The 16,301-nt window shown below is 71.5% G+C and carries 14 protein-coding genes; 3 read left to right on the top strand and 11 right to left on the bottom strand.

The features are described 5' to 3' along the window. Window positions 1-199: 199 nt before the first annotated feature. From pheA to OG226_RS24880, 7 genes are all read right to left on the bottom strand, one after another. Entirely contained in the window at window positions 200-1,132 is a 933-nt protein-coding gene (gene pheA, locus OG226_RS24910; protein WP_328681600.1) for a prephenate dehydratase, read from the bottom strand. A 71-nt stretch (window positions 1,133-1,203) separates the two neighbouring features. Next, window positions 1,204-2,502, bottom strand: coding sequence for an iron uptake transporter deferrochelatase/peroxidase subunit (gene efeB / locus OG226_RS24905; RefSeq protein ID WP_329350076.1), 1,299 nt, complete (start codon window positions 2,500-2,502; stop codon window positions 1,204-1,206). Window positions 2,503-2,510: 8 nt separating this feature from the next. Then, a complete protein-coding gene (locus OG226_RS24900) occupies window positions 2,511-4,607 on the bottom strand; it encodes a copper resistance CopC/CopD family protein (RefSeq protein WP_329350075.1) in 2,097 nt (698 codons plus the stop codon). Between the two features lie 16 nt (window positions 4,608-4,623). Then, complete coding sequence (locus tag OG226_RS24895; protein ID WP_327402857.1) at window positions 4,624-5,067, bottom strand: copper chaperone PCu(A)C; 444 nt, start codon at window positions 5,065-5,067, stop codon at window positions 4,624-4,626. Next, a complete protein-coding gene (locus tag OG226_RS24890) occupies window positions 5,064-5,714 on the bottom strand; it encodes an SCO family protein (RefSeq protein WP_328681606.1) in 651 nt (216 codons plus the stop codon). Before OG226_RS24890 ends, OG226_RS24895 begins: the two co-directional genes overlap by 4 nt. Window positions 5,715-5,806: 92 nt before the next feature. Beyond that, window positions 5,807-6,526, bottom strand: a complete 720-nt coding sequence (locus OG226_RS24885; RefSeq protein ID WP_328681609.1) for a YcnI family copper-binding membrane protein — start codon at window positions 6,524-6,526, stop codon at window positions 5,807-5,809. Window positions 6,527-6,664: 138 nt separating this feature from the next. After that, the gene (locus OG226_RS24880; RefSeq protein ID WP_328681610.1) at window positions 6,665-7,501 is read right to left on the bottom strand and encodes a hypothetical protein; all 837 of its coding nucleotides are present in this window, start codon (window positions 7,499-7,501) and stop codon (window positions 6,665-6,667) included. A gap of 236 nt (window positions 7,502-7,737) precedes the next feature. Here OG226_RS24880 and OG226_RS24875 point away from each other — a divergent pair, with 236 nt between their 5' ends. Beyond that, the gene (locus OG226_RS24875; RefSeq protein ID WP_019055063.1) at window positions 7,738-8,184 is read left to right on the top strand and encodes an ATP-binding protein; all 447 of its coding nucleotides are present in this window, start codon (window positions 7,738-7,740) and stop codon (window positions 8,182-8,184) included. Between the two features lie 91 nt (window positions 8,185-8,275). Beyond that, window positions 8,276-9,109 carry a triphosphoribosyl-dephospho-CoA synthase gene (locus OG226_RS24870; protein ID WP_328681615.1) on the top strand — a complete coding sequence of 278 codons (834 nt, stop codon included), beginning with the start codon at window positions 8,276-8,278 and terminating at the stop codon, window positions 9,107-9,109. Window positions 9,110-9,131: 22 nt separating this feature from the next. Here the strand turns inward: OG226_RS24870 and OG226_RS24865 are convergent, their stop codons facing one another. The 4 genes from OG226_RS24865 to OG226_RS24850 form a co-directional block, all read right to left on the bottom strand. Then, window positions 9,132-10,388 carry an MFS transporter gene (locus OG226_RS24865; protein ID WP_329350074.1) on the bottom strand — a complete coding sequence of 419 codons (1,257 nt, stop codon included), beginning with the start codon at window positions 10,386-10,388 and terminating at the stop codon, window positions 9,132-9,134. A 101-nt stretch (window positions 10,389-10,489) separates the two neighbouring features. Next, window positions 10,490-11,881, bottom strand: coding sequence for a MocR-like pyridoxine biosynthesis transcription factor PdxR (gene pdxR, locus OG226_RS24860; protein WP_329350073.1), 1,392 nt, complete (start codon window positions 11,879-11,881; stop codon window positions 10,490-10,492). A 129-nt stretch (window positions 11,882-12,010) separates the two neighbouring features. Then, the gene (locus tag OG226_RS24855; RefSeq protein WP_328681621.1) at window positions 12,011-13,477 is read right to left on the bottom strand and encodes an aminopeptidase P family protein; all 1,467 of its coding nucleotides are present in this window, start codon (window positions 13,475-13,477) and stop codon (window positions 12,011-12,013) included. A gap of 93 nt (window positions 13,478-13,570) precedes the next feature. Further along, window positions 13,571-15,124: a PP2C family protein-serine/threonine phosphatase gene (locus OG226_RS24850; RefSeq protein ID WP_329353497.1), complete on the bottom strand. Its 1,554-nt coding sequence runs from the start codon at window positions 15,122-15,124 to the stop codon at window positions 13,571-13,573. 462 nt (window positions 15,125-15,586) lie between these two features. Here OG226_RS24850 and OG226_RS24845 point away from each other — a divergent pair, with 462 nt between their 5' ends. Then, complete coding sequence (locus OG226_RS24845; RefSeq protein ID WP_328681623.1) at window positions 15,587-16,252, top strand: bifunctional DNA primase/polymerase; 666 nt, start codon at window positions 15,587-15,589, stop codon at window positions 16,250-16,252. Window positions 16,253-16,301: the final 49 nt, after the last annotated feature.

Genomic DNA, 16,301 nt, shown 5'->3' with positions numbered 1-16,301 from the left:
AAGGATTGCCCGTAGGAAACAGGTGGACGAAGAGTGACCTACGCGCCGGTGGACGCGCGGGCGGCCTGTAGGGAGATTTGTCGACCGGATCGCATGTCGTTGTCGACTTGTCCCCAGGTCGAGAAGCGGACCTGTGGATAACTTCTGTGGATAACGAAGATACGCAGGTAGTACCGGGACGCGACGCAGGCGCTACCGGTCAGAAACGGCCGTCCTGGCAGTGCGCGACCCAGTCGGCCGCGGCCAGGAACTCCGCGTCCGAGGTCGCCGGGAAGAGCGGCCGCACCCCGTCCACGCCGACGTCCGCGCGCGGGTACGAACCGAGGAAACGCACCTGGAGACAGATCCGCTTGAGCCCCGCCAGCGCCTCGGCGACCCGGCGGTCGGAGATGTGCCCCTCGGCGTCGACGCAGAAGCAGTAGTTGCCGATGCCGGCGCCGGTCGGGCGGGACTGGAGAAGCATGAGGTTGATGCCCCGGGTGGCGAACTCGCCCAGCAGGTCGCGCAGCCCGCCCGGGTGGTCGTCGCGCTGCCAGATCACGACCGAGGTCTTGTCCGCGCCGGTCGGGGCGGCGGGGCGGGCGGGCCTGCCCACCAGCACGAACCGGGTCTGCGCGTTCTCCGCGTCGTGGATCTCGGTCTCCAGCGCTTCGAGACCGTACCGGGCGGCCGCGAACTCACCGGCGAACGCGGCGTCGTAGCGGCCCTCCTGGACCAGCCGGGCGGCGTCCGCGTTCGAGGCCGCCGACTCCCACAGGGCGTTCGGGAGGTTCGCCTTCATCCAGTTGCGGACCTGCGGCTGGGCGGCGGGGTGCGCGGAGACCGTCTTGATGTCGGAGATCTTCGTGCCCGGCCTGACCAGCAGCGCGAAGGTGATCGACAGCAGCACCTCGCGGTAGATCATCAGCGGCGCGCCCGCGACCAGCTCGTCCAGGGTGGTGGTGATGCCGCCCTCGACGGAGTTCTCGATCGGCACGAACGCGGCCTCGGCCTCGCCGGTGCGCACCGCGTCCAGCGCGGACTGCACCGACACGTACGGAATCAGCTCCCGGGTGGCCGCCTCGGGCAGCGTCCGCAGGGCGACTTCGGTGAAGGTGCCCTCAGGGCCGAGATACGCGTAGCTGGCTGGCATGGCCTCACCCTAATGGGCCTTGCGAAACCCGGTACACCCTTCTCGAACCGGCCATCCCAACGGGCGACGGGTCACCCCTCCAGCAACCGCTGCCCCACGTACTCGCCCTCCGCCGCCCCGCCCGGCACCGCGAACAGGCCGCTCGCCTCGTGCCGGATGTACGTCGACAGGGCGTCCCCGCGGTCGAGTTTCCGCTGCACGGTGACGAAGCCGCGCAACGGGTCCGCCTGCCAGCACACGAAGAGGAGCCCGGCGTCCGGGGTGCCGTCCGCGGCGATGCCGTCGTGGTACGAGAACGGGCGCCGGAGCATCGCGGCGCCCCCGTTCTGGTCGGGCCGGGCGATCCGGGCGTGCGCGTTGATGGGGACGACCAGGGCGCCCTTCGCGTCGGTCTTCTCCAGGTCCATCGCGGTCGTCTCGCCGCCCCCGGACAGCGGCGCCCCGGTGGACTTGCGGCGCCCGACGACGTTCTCCTGGGCGCCGGTCGAGAGCTTCTCCCAGTCGTCGAGGAGCATCCGGATACGGCGTACGACGGCGTAGGAGCCGTTCGCCATCCAGGCCGGGTCGGTCGAACCGGACGCCGGCACGAAGATCCGCTTGTCGAAGTCGGACTCGGCCGGCTTGGGGTTGCGGGTGCCGTCGAGCTGGCCCATCAGGTTGCGGGCCGTCATCTTGTGGGCTGTCGCGCCCGGCGTCCGGTTGAAGCCGTTCATCTGCCAGCGGACCTTGGCCGCGCTGCCCGCGTCCTTCTGGATCGTGCGCAGGGCGTGGAAGGCGACCAGCGCGTCGTTGGCGCCGATCTGCACCCACAGGTCGCCGTTGCTGCGTGCCTTGTCGAGGTGGTCGGAGGAGAAGTCCGGCAGCGGATCGAGGGAGACAGGCCGCTGCTTCTCCAGTCCCGTACGGGAGAAGAAGGAGTTGCCGAAGCCGAAGGTGATCGTCAGTGACGAGGGTCCCGCGTCCCGGGCGACCTCCGTGTCGTCCTGTGCCGCCGCCTCGCCCGCCATCAGCCGCTGGGCGGTCGTCGACCAGCGGCGTAGCAGGGCCGCCGCCTCCTTGCGGCTCGCGCCCGCCGCCAGGTCGAAGGCGACGAGATGACCGCGCGCCTGGAGGCCTTCGGTGATGCCGGGCTGATGTTTCCCGTGAAACATTGCCATGTCCTCGCCCAGCGAGGTCAGAGCTGTGGCCCCGGCGGGCGCGGACGTGTACCCCACGGCCCCGCCCGCCGCACCGAGCACGAGCCCGGTGGCACCGGCCGTACCGAGGAGCCGTCGGCGGGAAATGCCCTCCCCGGGGGAGGTGTTTTCGGAAACGGCCTCTCCAGGAGGTGCCTCTACGGTCCGGGCCTGGGGAATGGACTGGTCAGGCATGGCGTGGTTCAGCCGATCTGCGCGTTCTTGTCGACGGTCGTCTGGTCGATGTCGGAGGTCCGCACGGTCACCGAGATCTTCCAGTCGCCCGCCATGGGGATCTGGATTCCGTTCGCGGCCCAGTGCCCGGTGGCGATGCGGTCCGGCGTCACGGGCAGCGGGCCGATCTTCTTCGCGGCGAGGGTGAAGGCGACCTTCACCTCGGGGACGTCGAAGGCCCGGCCGTTGGGGCGCTGCACATAGACGTGCATCTCGTTGCCGCCCACGCGCGCGGGGTCGAGGTCGAGCCGTATGACGCCCTTGCCGTCCGTGCCCCCGGTGTCGAACGACATGTCCAGGGTCAGGGCGCCGGCGGACGACGAGGAAGACGACGAGGAGGACGATTTGGCCGCCTTGGCGTCCTCCTCCGTGCGGCCCGGTTCGGTGGCCGTCAGGGCCGTGGTGACGGCGAGCACGACGACGGCGACGGCGGCCTCGGCAAGCACGGACCGACGTAGCCCGAAGCGGATCGGGTCGGCGTCCCGAAGTCGCTTCTTTCGGGTGGAGTCCACGGCGGCCTGCTGGCGGGCGAGTTGGGCGGCCCGCTTGGAACCGCCGGGCGCCTCGGAGTCACCGTCGTCGGCGGACGCGGCCGCATCGGAATCGCCCTCGGCGGAGGTCGTGGCGCCGGTCCTCGCGGAGGTCGTGGCGCCGGAGATGCCGGCCTTGGCGGACGCGCTGGAGGTACCGGCCGCGGTGGACGTCGTAGCGCTGGAGGCACTGGCCGCGGCGGAGGTCGTGGCGCTGGAGTCGGCGGTCTTCGTGGACGCGCTGGCGTGTGCCTTCTCCTTCTCCGGCGCGTGTTCCTCGACGGCCGTCCCGGCCGTCGCGGTGGTCTCCGCCAGTCGGGCGGTCCAGCGGCGGGAGATCGACGCGATGCCGACCAGCAGCGCCACGAGGCCGATCTTCACGAGCAGCAGCTGCCCGTAGCCGGTGTCGGTGAACGCCGACCAGGAGCCGAGCTGGCGCCAGGACTGGTAGATGCCGGTCGCGACGAGCGCGAGGACGCTGCCGAACGCGATGCGCGAGAAGTTCTGTACGGCCGTCCGCCCGACCAGGTTGTCGGCGGGGGCCCGGTAGAGCGCGACGAGGAGGGCGGAGAGGCCGCCGAGCCAGATCGCGACGGCCAGCAGGTGGACGACGTCGACGGGCATCGCGATGCCCGGCTGGAGCCCGGTCGAGGCGTGCTCGGCCAGCGCCCAGCTCGCCGCGAGCCCGGCGGCCACCACACCGCCGCCGATCGCGAGACCGAAGGTGAGGTCCCGCTTCTCCTCGTCCTCCCGCTTGTCGTAGGCCCCGAAGAGCACGGCGATGAACAGCGCGGCGGCGGCGAGCAGCAGCAGCCGGGAGACGAGGGCCGCGCCGGTCTTGGTCTGGAGGACCTGGCCGAGGAGGTTCAGGTCGAAGATGTCGCCGAACTTCCCGGTCGTCGTGTACGAGCCGCGCACCAGCAGCAGCCAGAGCGTGGCCCCGGTGAGCGAGACCCAGCCGGAGACCACCAGCCGCTGCAGGGCGCGCACTCCGGCGCCGCGCTGCCAGCAGGCCAGGATGAAGGCGGCGCCGCCGATCATGACGATGAAGCCGGCGTACGACATGTAGCGCCCGAAGCCGTACAGCCCGCCGACGAGCCCGCCGCCGACGTCCTGTTCGGCCGACACGGAGACGGCGGTCTTCGAGGGGGAGCCGATCGAGAAGGTGAAGGCGCCGCCGACCGGGTGGCTGTCGGCGGACACGACCTGCCAGGCCACTGTGTAGGTGCCGTCGGGCAGGCCGCTGCGGACCTGGGTGGCGTAGGTCGTCCCGCTGATGTTGGACGGTTTGCCGATGTCGACGCGTTTGCCCTTCGGGTCGAGCACGCGCAGCGAGTCGTCGTTCGTCGCGACCTTCTCGGAGAAGGTGAGCGAGATCTGCGTCGGAGCCTTGTCGACCACCACCCCCGAACTGGGGTCGCTGCCGGTCAGCGCGGCGTGCGCGGAGGCCGTGCCCGCCCCGGCGAAGAGCATGCCGGTGACAGCCAGGAGCAGCAGCACCAGATTGCGGACGCGGGGGGTGATGGTCGTCTTCAAGGTGGGGGTCCCTCCCTCAGTGCCCGGTCGTGGGGTTGTACGTGGCCGACTTCACGGGCATCTCAACCGTGAGAGGGCCGGACTTGGCAAAGTGCAGCTTCACGGTCACGTGGTCGCCCTGCTTGAGCGTGTGCTTCAGCTTGTCGAACATCAGGTGGTTGCCCCCGCTCTTGAACACGAGTTGACCGTGTGCGGGCACATCGAGGGACTTCACCTCCTCCATCGCCTGGCCTACGGTCTCGTGCACGGAGACCGGACCGAGGTCGCTGGTGACGGAGGTCAACTCGTCCTTCGCGCCGCCCTTGTTGGCGATGTCCAGGAAGCCCGCCGCCATGTCCGAGACCGGCTGGGGCATGTAGGCGGAGCTGACGGACAGCTGGGCCTTCGCGTCGGAGCCGCCGCAGCCGGTGAGGACCAGCGCGCCGGTCAGCACCGCGACGGGTACGGCGAACCGCCTCACGGCGTCTCCCCCTTGACGATCTTGGGGAGGTCCTTGGTGTAGTCGTCGACGGTGGTGTCCTGGCCGTAGAGCAGATAGCCGCCGTTGGTCTTCGGGGAGAACGCGACGACCTGGGTGCCGTGGACGGAGACCAGCTTGCCGTTCTTGTCCTTCGAGGTCGGCTCGATGGAGATGCCGATCGAGCGGGCGCCGGCCTGGATGGTGGCGAAGTCGCCGGTCAGGCCGACGAACTGGGTGTCGATGCCCTTGAGCCACTTGCCGAGCTCGGAGGGGGTGTCCCGCGCCGGGTCGGTGGTCACGAACACGACCAGCAACTTGTCCTGCTCGGCCTTGGACAGCGACTTCTTGGCGACGGCGATGTTGTTCATCGTCAGCGGGCAGATGTCGGGGCAGTGGGTGTAGCCGAAGTAGATCAGCGTCGGCCGGCCCTTGGACTCCGCCCGGAGGTCGTACTTCTTGCCGTGCGTGTCCGTGAGGACCAGGTCCGGCTTCTCGAACGGGGTGTCGAGCACGGTGGCGGCCTGGGTCGCGGTGTCCTCGGAGACCACGGTGACGGGGCTCTTGCCGTCGTCGCCGCTGCCGCAGGCGGAGAGCGTCAGGGTGGCGGCGGCCAGCAGAACGGCCGCCGCGAACGTCTTCTTGCGCATAGAGAAATGTCCCAGTTGTGAGAGCTCCGGCGCGCACCGGGGTCGTACGAAAGAGTCGCACGGACCCCTGTGCGCGCCATGAGTGACGGGCCTCAGACGGTCGTACGCCGTCGGCCGGCGAGAACGCCGTACGCCACGCCCGCCGCGCCGACGGCGATGCCGACCACGCCGAGGACTCGGGCGGTGGTGTCGGACGACGACGAGGTGGAGTCGGCGGCGGTGGTCTCGGTCTTCGCGGCCTTGTCGGAGGCGTCCTCGGCGGTCGCGCCGGAGGCGGAGGCGGCGGTCAGCGCGAGCGTCGGAGCCGGGTTCTCGGGCTCCTCCTCGCCGTCCTTCTGGACCTCGATCCAGCGCACGACCTGCTTGTCGGAGTACGTCTGGAGCGCCTTGAAGACGAGCTGGTCGGCGTCCGTGGGCAGCATGCCCACGGAGACCGGGAACTTCTGGAAGTAGCCGGGCTCGACGCCCTTGCCGGTCGCCGTCCAGGTCACCTTGGTGACGGCCTCGGTGATCGTCTCGCCGTGCATCTCGGCGGGCTTGGCGAGCTTCGACTTGGTGACCTTCACGGTCCAGCCGCTGATCGGCTCCGGCATCACGGAGGCCAGCGGGTGGTCGGTCGGGAAGTTCACTTCCAGCTTGGTGGTCGAGGCGTCGTCACGCTCGTTCGGGACCTTGAAGTCGACGACCGCGTAGCCGCCCTTGACCGCCGCGCCCTCCGGCTGCACGGAGACGTGCGCGAAGGCGGGGGAGGACAGGACGAGCACGGCCGAGCCGGCGACGGCAGCGGCGGCGGCGATACGAGAGGTCTTCATGGAAAGGAGCACTCCACTTCGAGTTCGAGTGAGTTCCGGTGGTGAAGAGGGGGCGCGTGGCACGCGCGTGCGCCGCACGACGGCGGCCGCCTCTCCCGGAGAGCTGTGCTCGGTGGAAGTAGTACTGGTCGCGTCGCGTCAGGCGGCGAGAGTGTGTGCGGCGGCGGCCGGCGGGCCGCGGCGGATCACCGAGTGCTGGAGTGCGGTGGTGTGCGGCGCGGGCGGCGCGAACAGGGCGCTACGGAGCGGACGCGGGCCCGCCTCGGGCGCCCCCGGCAGCCCGGCCCGCAGAGCGCGCACCAGGGCGAGCGCACCGCGCAGGGACCGTACGAGCGCCCCTTCCGCGACTCCGTGCGCCGAGAGTTCCATCAGGCGCAGCAGCGCCAGGTCCCCGCGCCGCAGCAGCCAGCCCGCGGCGAGCGCCGCGAGGACGTGACCGAGCAGCATGGACAGGGACGGGAACAGCGACATCGAGGAGGCGGCGGAGGTGGACATGGCGTCCGCCGGGTGATGCATCGACCCCATGCCGCTCATCGAGCCCGCAGCGCCCGAGGCGGGCAACAGCCGCGCGTCGGTGAGGATCTGGTGGGCCTGCGCCGGGCTGATCGCCGCGGCGGTGGTCCCGCACAGGAGATGCGCGGCGCGCGCGACGAGCGTGGCGTCGGACGCCGAGAGGGAGTCGGACGATGGGGTGACGGCCGTCTGCCCCAGCCCGAACAGCGTGTGCAGCACGGTCTGTCCGACCGCGAGCGGTACCACGATCCCCGGCAGTGAGCGCGCGCGCCCGGCGAGCGGGGCCACGACGAGGAAGGTGGCGAGGAAGCCCGCGCCCAGTGTCCACAGCGGAACGGTGGCGCAGGAGGCGATCGCGTGACCGGCCGCGGCCAGCACGACACAGACCGCGGCGAACACCGCGGCCCGCAGGACCCGGAGTTCACCTCCGGAGCGCGCCGTACGTGGGTGGGGGGCAGTCATGGCGGGCTCATCATCGCACCGGCTCCGGCGCCGCCATACGGCAGGTCCGCAACATCCAGTCCATAGTGTGTCGTAGCTCACAAAGATCACTCTCCGGCGTGAGCTACCTCCGGATACACCAATTACGTTTGGGACGCATCGCCCATATGGGCGGCATCACGTCAACTCCGTGCTTACACAGGGGCACTGGCGGCAATAGGTATCACTATGTCGAGCCGCGGCCGGGAGGCTGGAGCATGAGCATCTGGTGGTCACTCCATCTGAGGCGCGAGGCCGCGAGCGTGCCACTCGCCCGGCGACTGTTCCTCGGCACGATGGAGACCGCGGGCGTCGACCCGGACATCTCCTACGACCTCTCCGTCGCCCTGAGCGAGGCGTGCGCCAACGCCGTCGAGCACGGCGGCGACACCGCGCACGGCGCGCCCACGGAGGCGTACCGGGTCACCGCGTACCTCGACGGCGAGAAGTGTCGTATCGAGGTCGCGGACTCGGGCCCCGGTTTCGCCCGCACGCAGTCCGTGCGCCCCGCTCCGAGCGAGGCCGAGAACGGCCGCGGCCTGTGCCTCATCCAGGAGCTCGCCGACCACGTCCACATCGGCAACAAACCGGGCGTGGGCGGCGCGGTGGTGAGCTTCGACAAGATCCTGAAGTGGCGGAAGGACGCGCCGCTGATGGCGGTGTGAGGGGCGGCGGCGGAGGCGGTACGCCCCGACGGGCACCCCGCCCGGCGACAGCCCCTCCCCTTCGGCCTCCGCCTCCTCGTAAGGTACGACGATGCAGAGGCGCGAGGACGAGGGACTGGCGCGGGCCGCCGTGGACGCGCTCACCGGGCAACTGGCACTGGCTCCCAAGCCGGGCCTGCCCGACCCGCGCGACCTGGCCGCCCGTACGACCCGCGTGGACCACAGCGCTCTGCGCTGGTCCGCCAAGGCGCTGACACCCGGCCTCGCGGCGATGGCCGCCGCCGCCCGCCGCACCGGCGAGCCAACTCCCGTGCTCCGCGCGGAACTCGGCGCGATCGGCCGCTGCACGGAACACTCCGTCGCACTCGCCGGTGGCGGTCACCGCGGCGCGCTGTGGGCCCTCGGCCTCCTGGTCGCGGCAGCCGCCCTGGACCCCGACGCGGGGGCCAAGGACGTCGCCGCGACCGCGAAGCGCATCGCCGCCCACCCCGACCGCCGCGCTCCGCGCAGGCCCTCGCGCGGCTCGTCGATCTCGGCGAAGTACGGCGCGGCCGGTGCGCGGGGCGAGGCGAAGGCCGGATTCCCGCACGTACGGCGGGCGTTGGACTCCCTCGCCACGACCCGCGCGGCCGGGGCGACGGAGACACAGGCCCGCCTCGACGCCCTGCTCACGGTGATGTCCACCCTCCAGGACACCGAACTCCTGCACGCCGTGGGCCCGTTGGGCCTGCGACATGTCCAGGCGGGGGCGCGGGGTGTCCTGGAGGCGGGCGGTACGGCGACGGAGGCCGGCGCGGAGGCCCTGACCGCCTTCGACACCGACCTGCACGCACGCGCGTGGAGCCCTCGCGGAAGTGCGGGGCTCCTGGCGGGCGCTCTGTTCCTGGACTCTCTGCCGGTCAAGTCACCGGCGTGGGTCGCCTGAACCCGTAGAGGGCCGATACCGGTCAACTCGCCAGTTCGGGGCACCTGTTCACCCCGCCCGCATCGCCCGCCCCCTCGTCCGCCGCACGACCCGCGCCCGCCGCCCGCCGCGCCGCCGGTCCCATCGCGTACGACGCCACGACCGTCGCCCCGCCCAGCAGCAGCCAGCCCGGCGTCCCCCACTCCAGGAGGAGGGACGTGAGCACCAGGGGACCCATCGTCCTGGCCACGGTGACGCCGGTGCCGAAGAAGCCCTGGTACTCGCCCACCCGGTCGGCCGGGGCCAGATCGAAGGAGAGCTGCCAGGAACCCGCCGACTGCCCCATCTCGGCGGCCACTTGGAGCACCGCCCCGACCACCAGCGCCCCCACGGCCACCCACGGTGACGCGCCCGCCGACAGCGCGAACACCGCGCAGGCCGCCAGCATGATCCAGCCGGACCGCCGCACCGCGCGCGTGGCCGACGCGAGCCCCGTGATCCCGCGGGCCGTCCGCACCTGGAAGACCATCACCGCACCGGTGTTGAGCACGAACAGCGCGGACACCAGCCAGGTCGGCGCGTCCGTCCGCTCCGCGATCCACAGCGGCAGCCCGAGGCTGAGCAACGGCATCCTGAGCAGCAGCACGGTGTTGAGCAGCGTGACGACGACGTACGGCCGGTCCCGCAGCACCCCGAGACCGCCCGCCTTCCGCACCTGGACGCCCCGCACCGACGGCAGCCGCACCAGCAGCCCCGCGCACACCAGGAAGCTCACCGCGTCCAGCGCGAACACCCCGAGGTACGCCGACCGCGTCCCCGCCCGCAGCGCGAGCCCGCCGAGACCCGCGCCCACCGCCAGACCGGCGTTCAGCGTGGACTGCAGATGCGCCAGCAGCCCGGTCCGCTCCCCGGCGGACACCAGCCCCGCCAGCAGCGCCTGCCGGGCCGCCGCGAGCCCCGACTGCGCCGAGGCATAGGCACACGCGGCGATCACGAACGGCACGAATCCCCGGACGACGAGGAAGGACGCCACCGCGAACCCCGTCGCCAGCGCCAGCAGCACCGCCGTACCGCGCGGCCCACGCCGGTCGGCCAGCCGCCCCAGCGGCACCCCGACCAGCGAACCGACGGCCCACGCGAGGGTGAGCCCGAGGCCCACGCGCGCGGGGGCCAGCCCGACGACGTGGGTGAAGTACAGCGCCGAGGTCACGTAGTAGGCGCCGTCGCCGACCGAGTTGGTCAACTGGGCTAGTGCGAGGGTGCGTTGCGGGCCCGCGGGCGGGACGAGTGAGTTCGTCATGTGTACGACGGTAGAGCTCGGTTGGACCTGCCAGAAGGCCCAATCGGTCGCCCTGTCATTGGCCCAATTCAGCAGTCCGCCCGGTACTCGGCCGGCCTCCCTCACGCCCCTTCCAGCACCCGGCCCAACACTTCCAGCGCCTCCGGATAGACGCGCTCCCGAGGCGTCCCGTACCCCACCACAAGCCCCTGTGGCCGCCCCTCGTCCCCGTCCGCCGCATGCCAGTGCTCACCCAGCCGCCCGACCGCGAGCCCCTCCTTCTCGGCCCGCGCCAGCACCGCCTCCTCGTCGGAGACCTCCACCAGCGCGTGCAGCCCCGCAGCGATGCCGTAAACGTTCGCGTGCGCCCCCAGCCGGCCGAGCAACTGGTCGCGGCGGCGCCGGTACCGCAGCCGGCACGCGCGCACGTGACGGTCGTAGGCATGGCTGTCGATCAGTTCGGCGAGTGCCAACTGGCCGATGGTCTCGGTGTGGTGGTCGCTGTGCAGCTTGGCGTCGGCGACCGCGTCGACCAGGTGCGGCGGCAGCACCATCCAGCCGAGCCGCAGCGCGGGCCCGAGGGTCTTGGACGCGGTCCCCAGGTACACGACCTGGCCCGGCGCCATCCCCTGGAGCGCGCCCACGGGCTGCCGGTCGTAGCGGAACTCCCCGTCGTAGTCGTCCTCGACGACCAGGCCGCCACGCGCGCGTGCCCAGTCGGTCAGCGCCCGTCTGCGCTCCGGGTGCAGGGTGACGCCGGTCGGGTACTGGTGGGCCGGGGTCACCACCACGGCCGCCGCGTTCCCCAACTCCTCCTCGCGGACGCCCCGTTCGTCGACCCGTACGGGCACCACGCGCCCGCCGTTGTGCCGCACCACCTCCCGGTGGAACGGCAGCCCCGGGTCCTCCATGGCGACCTCGGCGACACCGCGCCCCGCCGCCGCGTCCAGCACGCGCGTGAGGAGCGCGAGTCCCTGCACGTACCCGGACGTGATCACGATCCGCTCCGGCGGCGCGATCACCCCGCGCGCCCGCCCCAGGTACCCCGACAGCGCCGTGCGCAGTTCGATGCGACCGCGCGGATCCCCGTAGTCGTACGCCAAGGAGGGGGCCGTCGCGATCGCGCGGCGCAGCGAGCGCAGCCAGGCCGCCGCCGGGAACATGCCGACGTCCGGGCTGCCGGGCCGTAGGTCGAAACGGGGTACACGCGCGCGTGCCGCCGCGCCCGGGGCCTCCGCGTCGACGGAGGGCAGCAGCGCGACCTGGGTGCCGGAGCCCTGGCGCGCGGTCAGGTAGCCCTCGGCGACGAGCTGGTCGTAGGCGGCCTTCGCGGTGCCCCGGGAGACGCCGAGTTCGGCCGCGAGCCGGCGGGTGGCGGGGAGGCGGGTCCCCGGGGCGAGCCGGCCGTCCCGTACGGCGTCCCGGAGGGCGCGTTCGAGACCGACCCGGCGGCCTCCCTCCGGGTCGGGTTCCAGGTGCAGGTCGACGCCGACGCCGGACCAGAAGTCGTTCACGAAAAAGCCCTCCCCCTAGGCACGTTCATGAAAAAAGCCTCCCCCTGGGCATGCGATCGGCACACGAATGGCCGGGCACAGCAGGTGTGCCCGGCCATCAGTCTTGTATCAGCTGGCAGTCATCGACTGTCAGCCTTTGAGAGACGCCATCCAGCTCTCGACCTCGGCCGAGGTGCGGGGCAGGCCGTCGGACAGGTTCCGGTTGCCGTCCTCGGTGACGAGGATGTCGTCCTCGATGCGGACGCCGATGCCGCGGTACTCCTCGGGGACGGTGAGGTCGTCCGCCTGGAAGTACAGGCCGGGCTCCACCGTGAGGACCATGCCGGGCTCCAGGGTGCCCTCGACGTACGTCTCGGTCCGCGCGGCGGCGCAGTCGTGGACGTCCATGCCGAGCATGTGACCCGTGCCGTGCAGCGTCCACCGGCGCTGGAGGCCCAGCTCCAGGACGCGCTCCACGGGACCCTCGACAAGACCCCACTCGACGATCTTCTCGGCCAGCACGCGCTGTGCCGCGTCGTGGAAGTCGCGGTACTTGCCGCCCGGCTGCACCGCCGCGATGCCGGCTTCCTGGGCCTCGTAGACGGCGTCGTAGACCTTCTTCTGGACCTCGGTGAAGCGGCCGTTGATCGGCAGTGTGCGCGTCACGTCGGCGGTGTACAGGGTGTGCGTCTCGACGCCGGCGTCCAGGAGGAGCAGGTCGCCGGAGCGGACCGGGCCGTCGTTGCGCACCCAGTGCAGGGTGGTGGCGTGCGGGCCCGCGGCGCAGATCGAGCCGTAGCCGATGTCGTTGCCCTCCACGCGCGCGCGGAGGAAGAACGTGCCCTCGATGTAGCGCTCGCTCGTCGCCTCGGCCTTGTCGAGCACGCGCACGACGTCCTCGAAGCCGCGGACCGTCGAGTCGACGGCCTTCTGCAGCTCGCCGACCTCGAACTCGTCCTTGACCAGGCGTGCTTCGGAGAGGAAGACCCGCAGTTCCTCGTCGCGTTCGGCGGTGACCTTGTCGGTCAGCGCGGCCTCGATGCCGGCGTCGTAGCTCCGGACGACGCGCACGGGGCCGGTGGCCTCGCGCAGGGCGGCGGCCAGTTCGCGGACGTCGGAGGCGGGGATGCCGTAGAGCTGCTCGGCCTCGGTGAGGGAGTGGCGGCGGCCGACCCACAGTTCGCCCTGGCCGGAGAGCCAGAACTCGCCGTTCTCGCGGTCGGAGCGCGGCAGGAGGTAGATCGTCGCCTTGTGGCCCTCGGCGGCCGGCTCCAGGACGAGGACGCCGTCCTCGGTGAGGTTGCCGGTCAGGTACGCGTACTCGACCGACGCCCGGAAGGGGTACTCGGTGTCGTTCGAGCGGGTCTTCAGGTTGCCCGCCGGGATCACCAGGCGCTCGCCCGGGAAGCGTGCGGAGAGCGCGGCACGGCGGCGGGCGGTGTCCTCGGCCTGCTCGACGGGCCGCAGGTCGTGCAGCTCGGTGTCGGCCCAGCCGGACTTCATGCTGTCTGCGAGTTCGTCGGACACGCCGGGGTACAAGCCGTTCTTCCGCTTCTTGATGGGCTCTTCAGGCTCCGCTTCCGGGGTCTCCGGATTGAGCTCGTCGGCCACGGTCATCCTCCTAGATACGGCACTGGACCCCGTCCATCGTACGGTCGTACGGAAGGGGGCCCAGGGCCGTATGGCCTGTTACACATGGCTGTCCGGCGACTACTCGAAGCGAGCCGCCAGGAGGACGACGTCCTCGTCGCTGTCGGCCGTGTCGAGGCCGTCCGGCAGGACCGTCCGCAGCACGTGGTCGGCGATCGCGGCCGGGTCCTCGCGCAGCGCCTTGGGGACGCTCGCGGCCGCCGCGTGCAGGCGGGCGAAGGCGCGGTCCATGGGGTCGCCGGTGCGGTGCAGCAGCCCGTCGGTGTAGAGCAGCACGGTCTCGCCGGCCTCCGCCTCCAGCTCCACGCTCGGCGCCTCCCAGCAGGCGAGCATGCCCAGGGGCGCGGACACGGAGGTCTCCACGAACTCCGTGCGCCGCTCGCCGACCAGGAGGGGCGGGCTGTGTCCGGCGCCGGCCAGGGTGATCTTGCGCAGCGCGGGCTCGCAGTAGGCGAACAGGGCGGTGGCCGAGCGGGCGGGCTCGGTGAGTCTCAGGAGGAGTTCGAGGTCGGACAGGACCGCGACCGGGTCCTCGCCCTCCATCACCGCGTACGCCCGCAGGGACGCGCGGAGCCGGCCCATCGCGGCGATCGCGCTCGGCCCGGAGCCGGTCACCGAGCCGACCGCGAGGCCGAGCGCGGCATCGGGCAGCGGCAGCGCGTCGTACCAGTCGCCGCCGCCGCGCGGACCCGTGCGGTGCAGGGCGGCGAGCTGCACACCGGCCACGCGGGGGAGCCGGGACGGCAGCAGCTCCTCGGCGATGGTCGTCATGCACGCGCGCGTGCGCTCGACTTCGAGGACCCGGGCCAGGTGCTCGGTGGCGTACCGGGTGTACAGACCCACGAGGTGGCGCTGCCGCTCGACCGGCTCGGCGGGCTCGTCGTACAGCCACACGGCGGCACCCAGGCGTCCGGCCGCGTCGGTCGCCAGGGGCAGCGCGTAACTGGCCGCGTAGCCGAGGCGTACGGCGACCTCGCGGTGGCGCGGGTCGAGGGCGTCCTCGGCGAACAGGTCGGGGTGGACGATCTCGCCGCCCTCGCCCCCCGGGGCGTCGACAGGGCTGTCGAGGAGCTGGCCGTAGGACATCGCCCCGCGCGGGACGGTCTCGATGTGGCCGAGGTCGGAGCGGGCGAGGCCGAGGCCGATGGTGGTGGCGGGGCCCAGGCCGTCGCCGGGTTCCAGGACGACGAGTCCGCGGCGGGCGCCCACCAGGGCGGCTCCGGCGCGCAGCAGCTCCTGGAGTGCTTCGTCGAGTGCGTCCGTGCGTGCCAGCCGCTCCGTGAGTTCATGGAGGGTCGTGAGATCGGACACCCAGCCGGCGAGCCGGTCCTGGAGCAGGGCACCTGGCGCGTTAGGAGCGGTGTCAGGCGTGTTCTGGGTGTTCGAGGAGGGGCCCGGAGGGGTATCGGTGGCGGCAGGCGCGGGCGCGACAGTCTGTGCGGGCGAGGGAACCGTTGAATCGATTCCAGCCACTTTCGGAGGGTGCGGGGCGTTCATGGCGTCCGGCTTTCCGACCGGTGCGTATTGCTCAAAAGCATCGCAAACCCCCATGTCATTCTGCGCTGCTGGCAGTGTCTCCACATGTACACGCACTCGTGAGGGGATGTCCAGCATTGTCCTGCCGGGATTCCTGGTGTCCATGGGTTTACGGGTGCTATTTCGCTCTCCCCTTGCGGATTGGCAAAGTTGGCTTAAAACTGCATCAGGGGACGGTCCATTGCGGTCGACTGGGTTTGCTCGACGGAGCGTCACAGCGGTCGTGATGGGTACGTACTCGGAGAAGGCCAGGGGTGGCTGGGGGCCACCCGGAACCTGGTGAAGGACCCGGGCGTCTTAACCACCGACGATCGTGACCCATCCTCCCGTGGTGGAGGCGGAGAGAACTACGCGGGACGGCAAAACGCCAGACTTCGCCACCCCCAATCGCCACACCCATGCTTTTCAAGCACGCACGGGTTCCCCTTGCCGAAGGCAGGGGTGTGATGCGCCAACAGGTACGCACAGTGAAGTGATCGACACATGATGTGATGTGGTCCTCGGTGTTGCCAGCGGTGCAACGGAAAGGAACGAGCGCTCATGCGCGAGATCCTCGGAAAGCGACGCAGGCTCCTGTCCAGGCGAGACAACAGGAGGTCTGAGATGCTCAGCGCGGCCCTGACCTTCGCGACAGAATGGCAATGGCCCGTACTCCCGGGCGTGGCACCGGACCCTCAGGGCCGGGCCCGTTGCGGCTGTCCGGACCCCGACTGCACGGTGCCCGGTGCACACCCCTTCGATCCCGGCCTCCTCGCGGCCACCACCGACGCCCGCATGGTGCGCTGGTGGTGGGGCAACCGGCCCGCCGCGCCGATCGTCCTCGCCACCGGCGACAAGGCTCCCTGCGCGGTCAGCCTGCCCGCACCCGCGGCCTCCCAGGCCCTCGCCGCGCTCGACCGCCAGGGCATGCGCCTCGGCCCGGTCGTCGCCGCGCCGACCCGCTGGTCGCTGCTCGTCAAGCCGTACTCCCTGGAGCAGTTGGGCGAGCTGCTCTACGCCAAGGACCACGTCCCCGGCTCGCTCCGCTTCCACGGCGAGGGCGGCTATCTCGCCCTGCCCCCCTCCGAGACCGGCCAGGGCCAGATCCGCTGGGAGCGCGCACCACTGCCCGGCTCGTCCTCGCCCTGGGTGCCCGACGTCGAGGCCGTGGTCGACGCCGTGGTCGAGGCCCTCACTCGTACGGGTGTGAGCGCGCCCGAGTTGTAGGGGTGTCGGGCGTGCGCGGGACAAGGCGCCCGTAGTTGGTCGTTATCTT

It is taken from the genome of Streptomyces sp. NBC_01261, assembly GCF_036226385.1.
GTDB lineage: Bacteria > Actinomycetota > Actinomycetes > Streptomycetales > Streptomycetaceae > Streptomyces.
The sequence above is the reverse complement of the archived record's forward strand: the minus strand, read 5'-3'. Positions and strand labels throughout refer to the sequence as shown.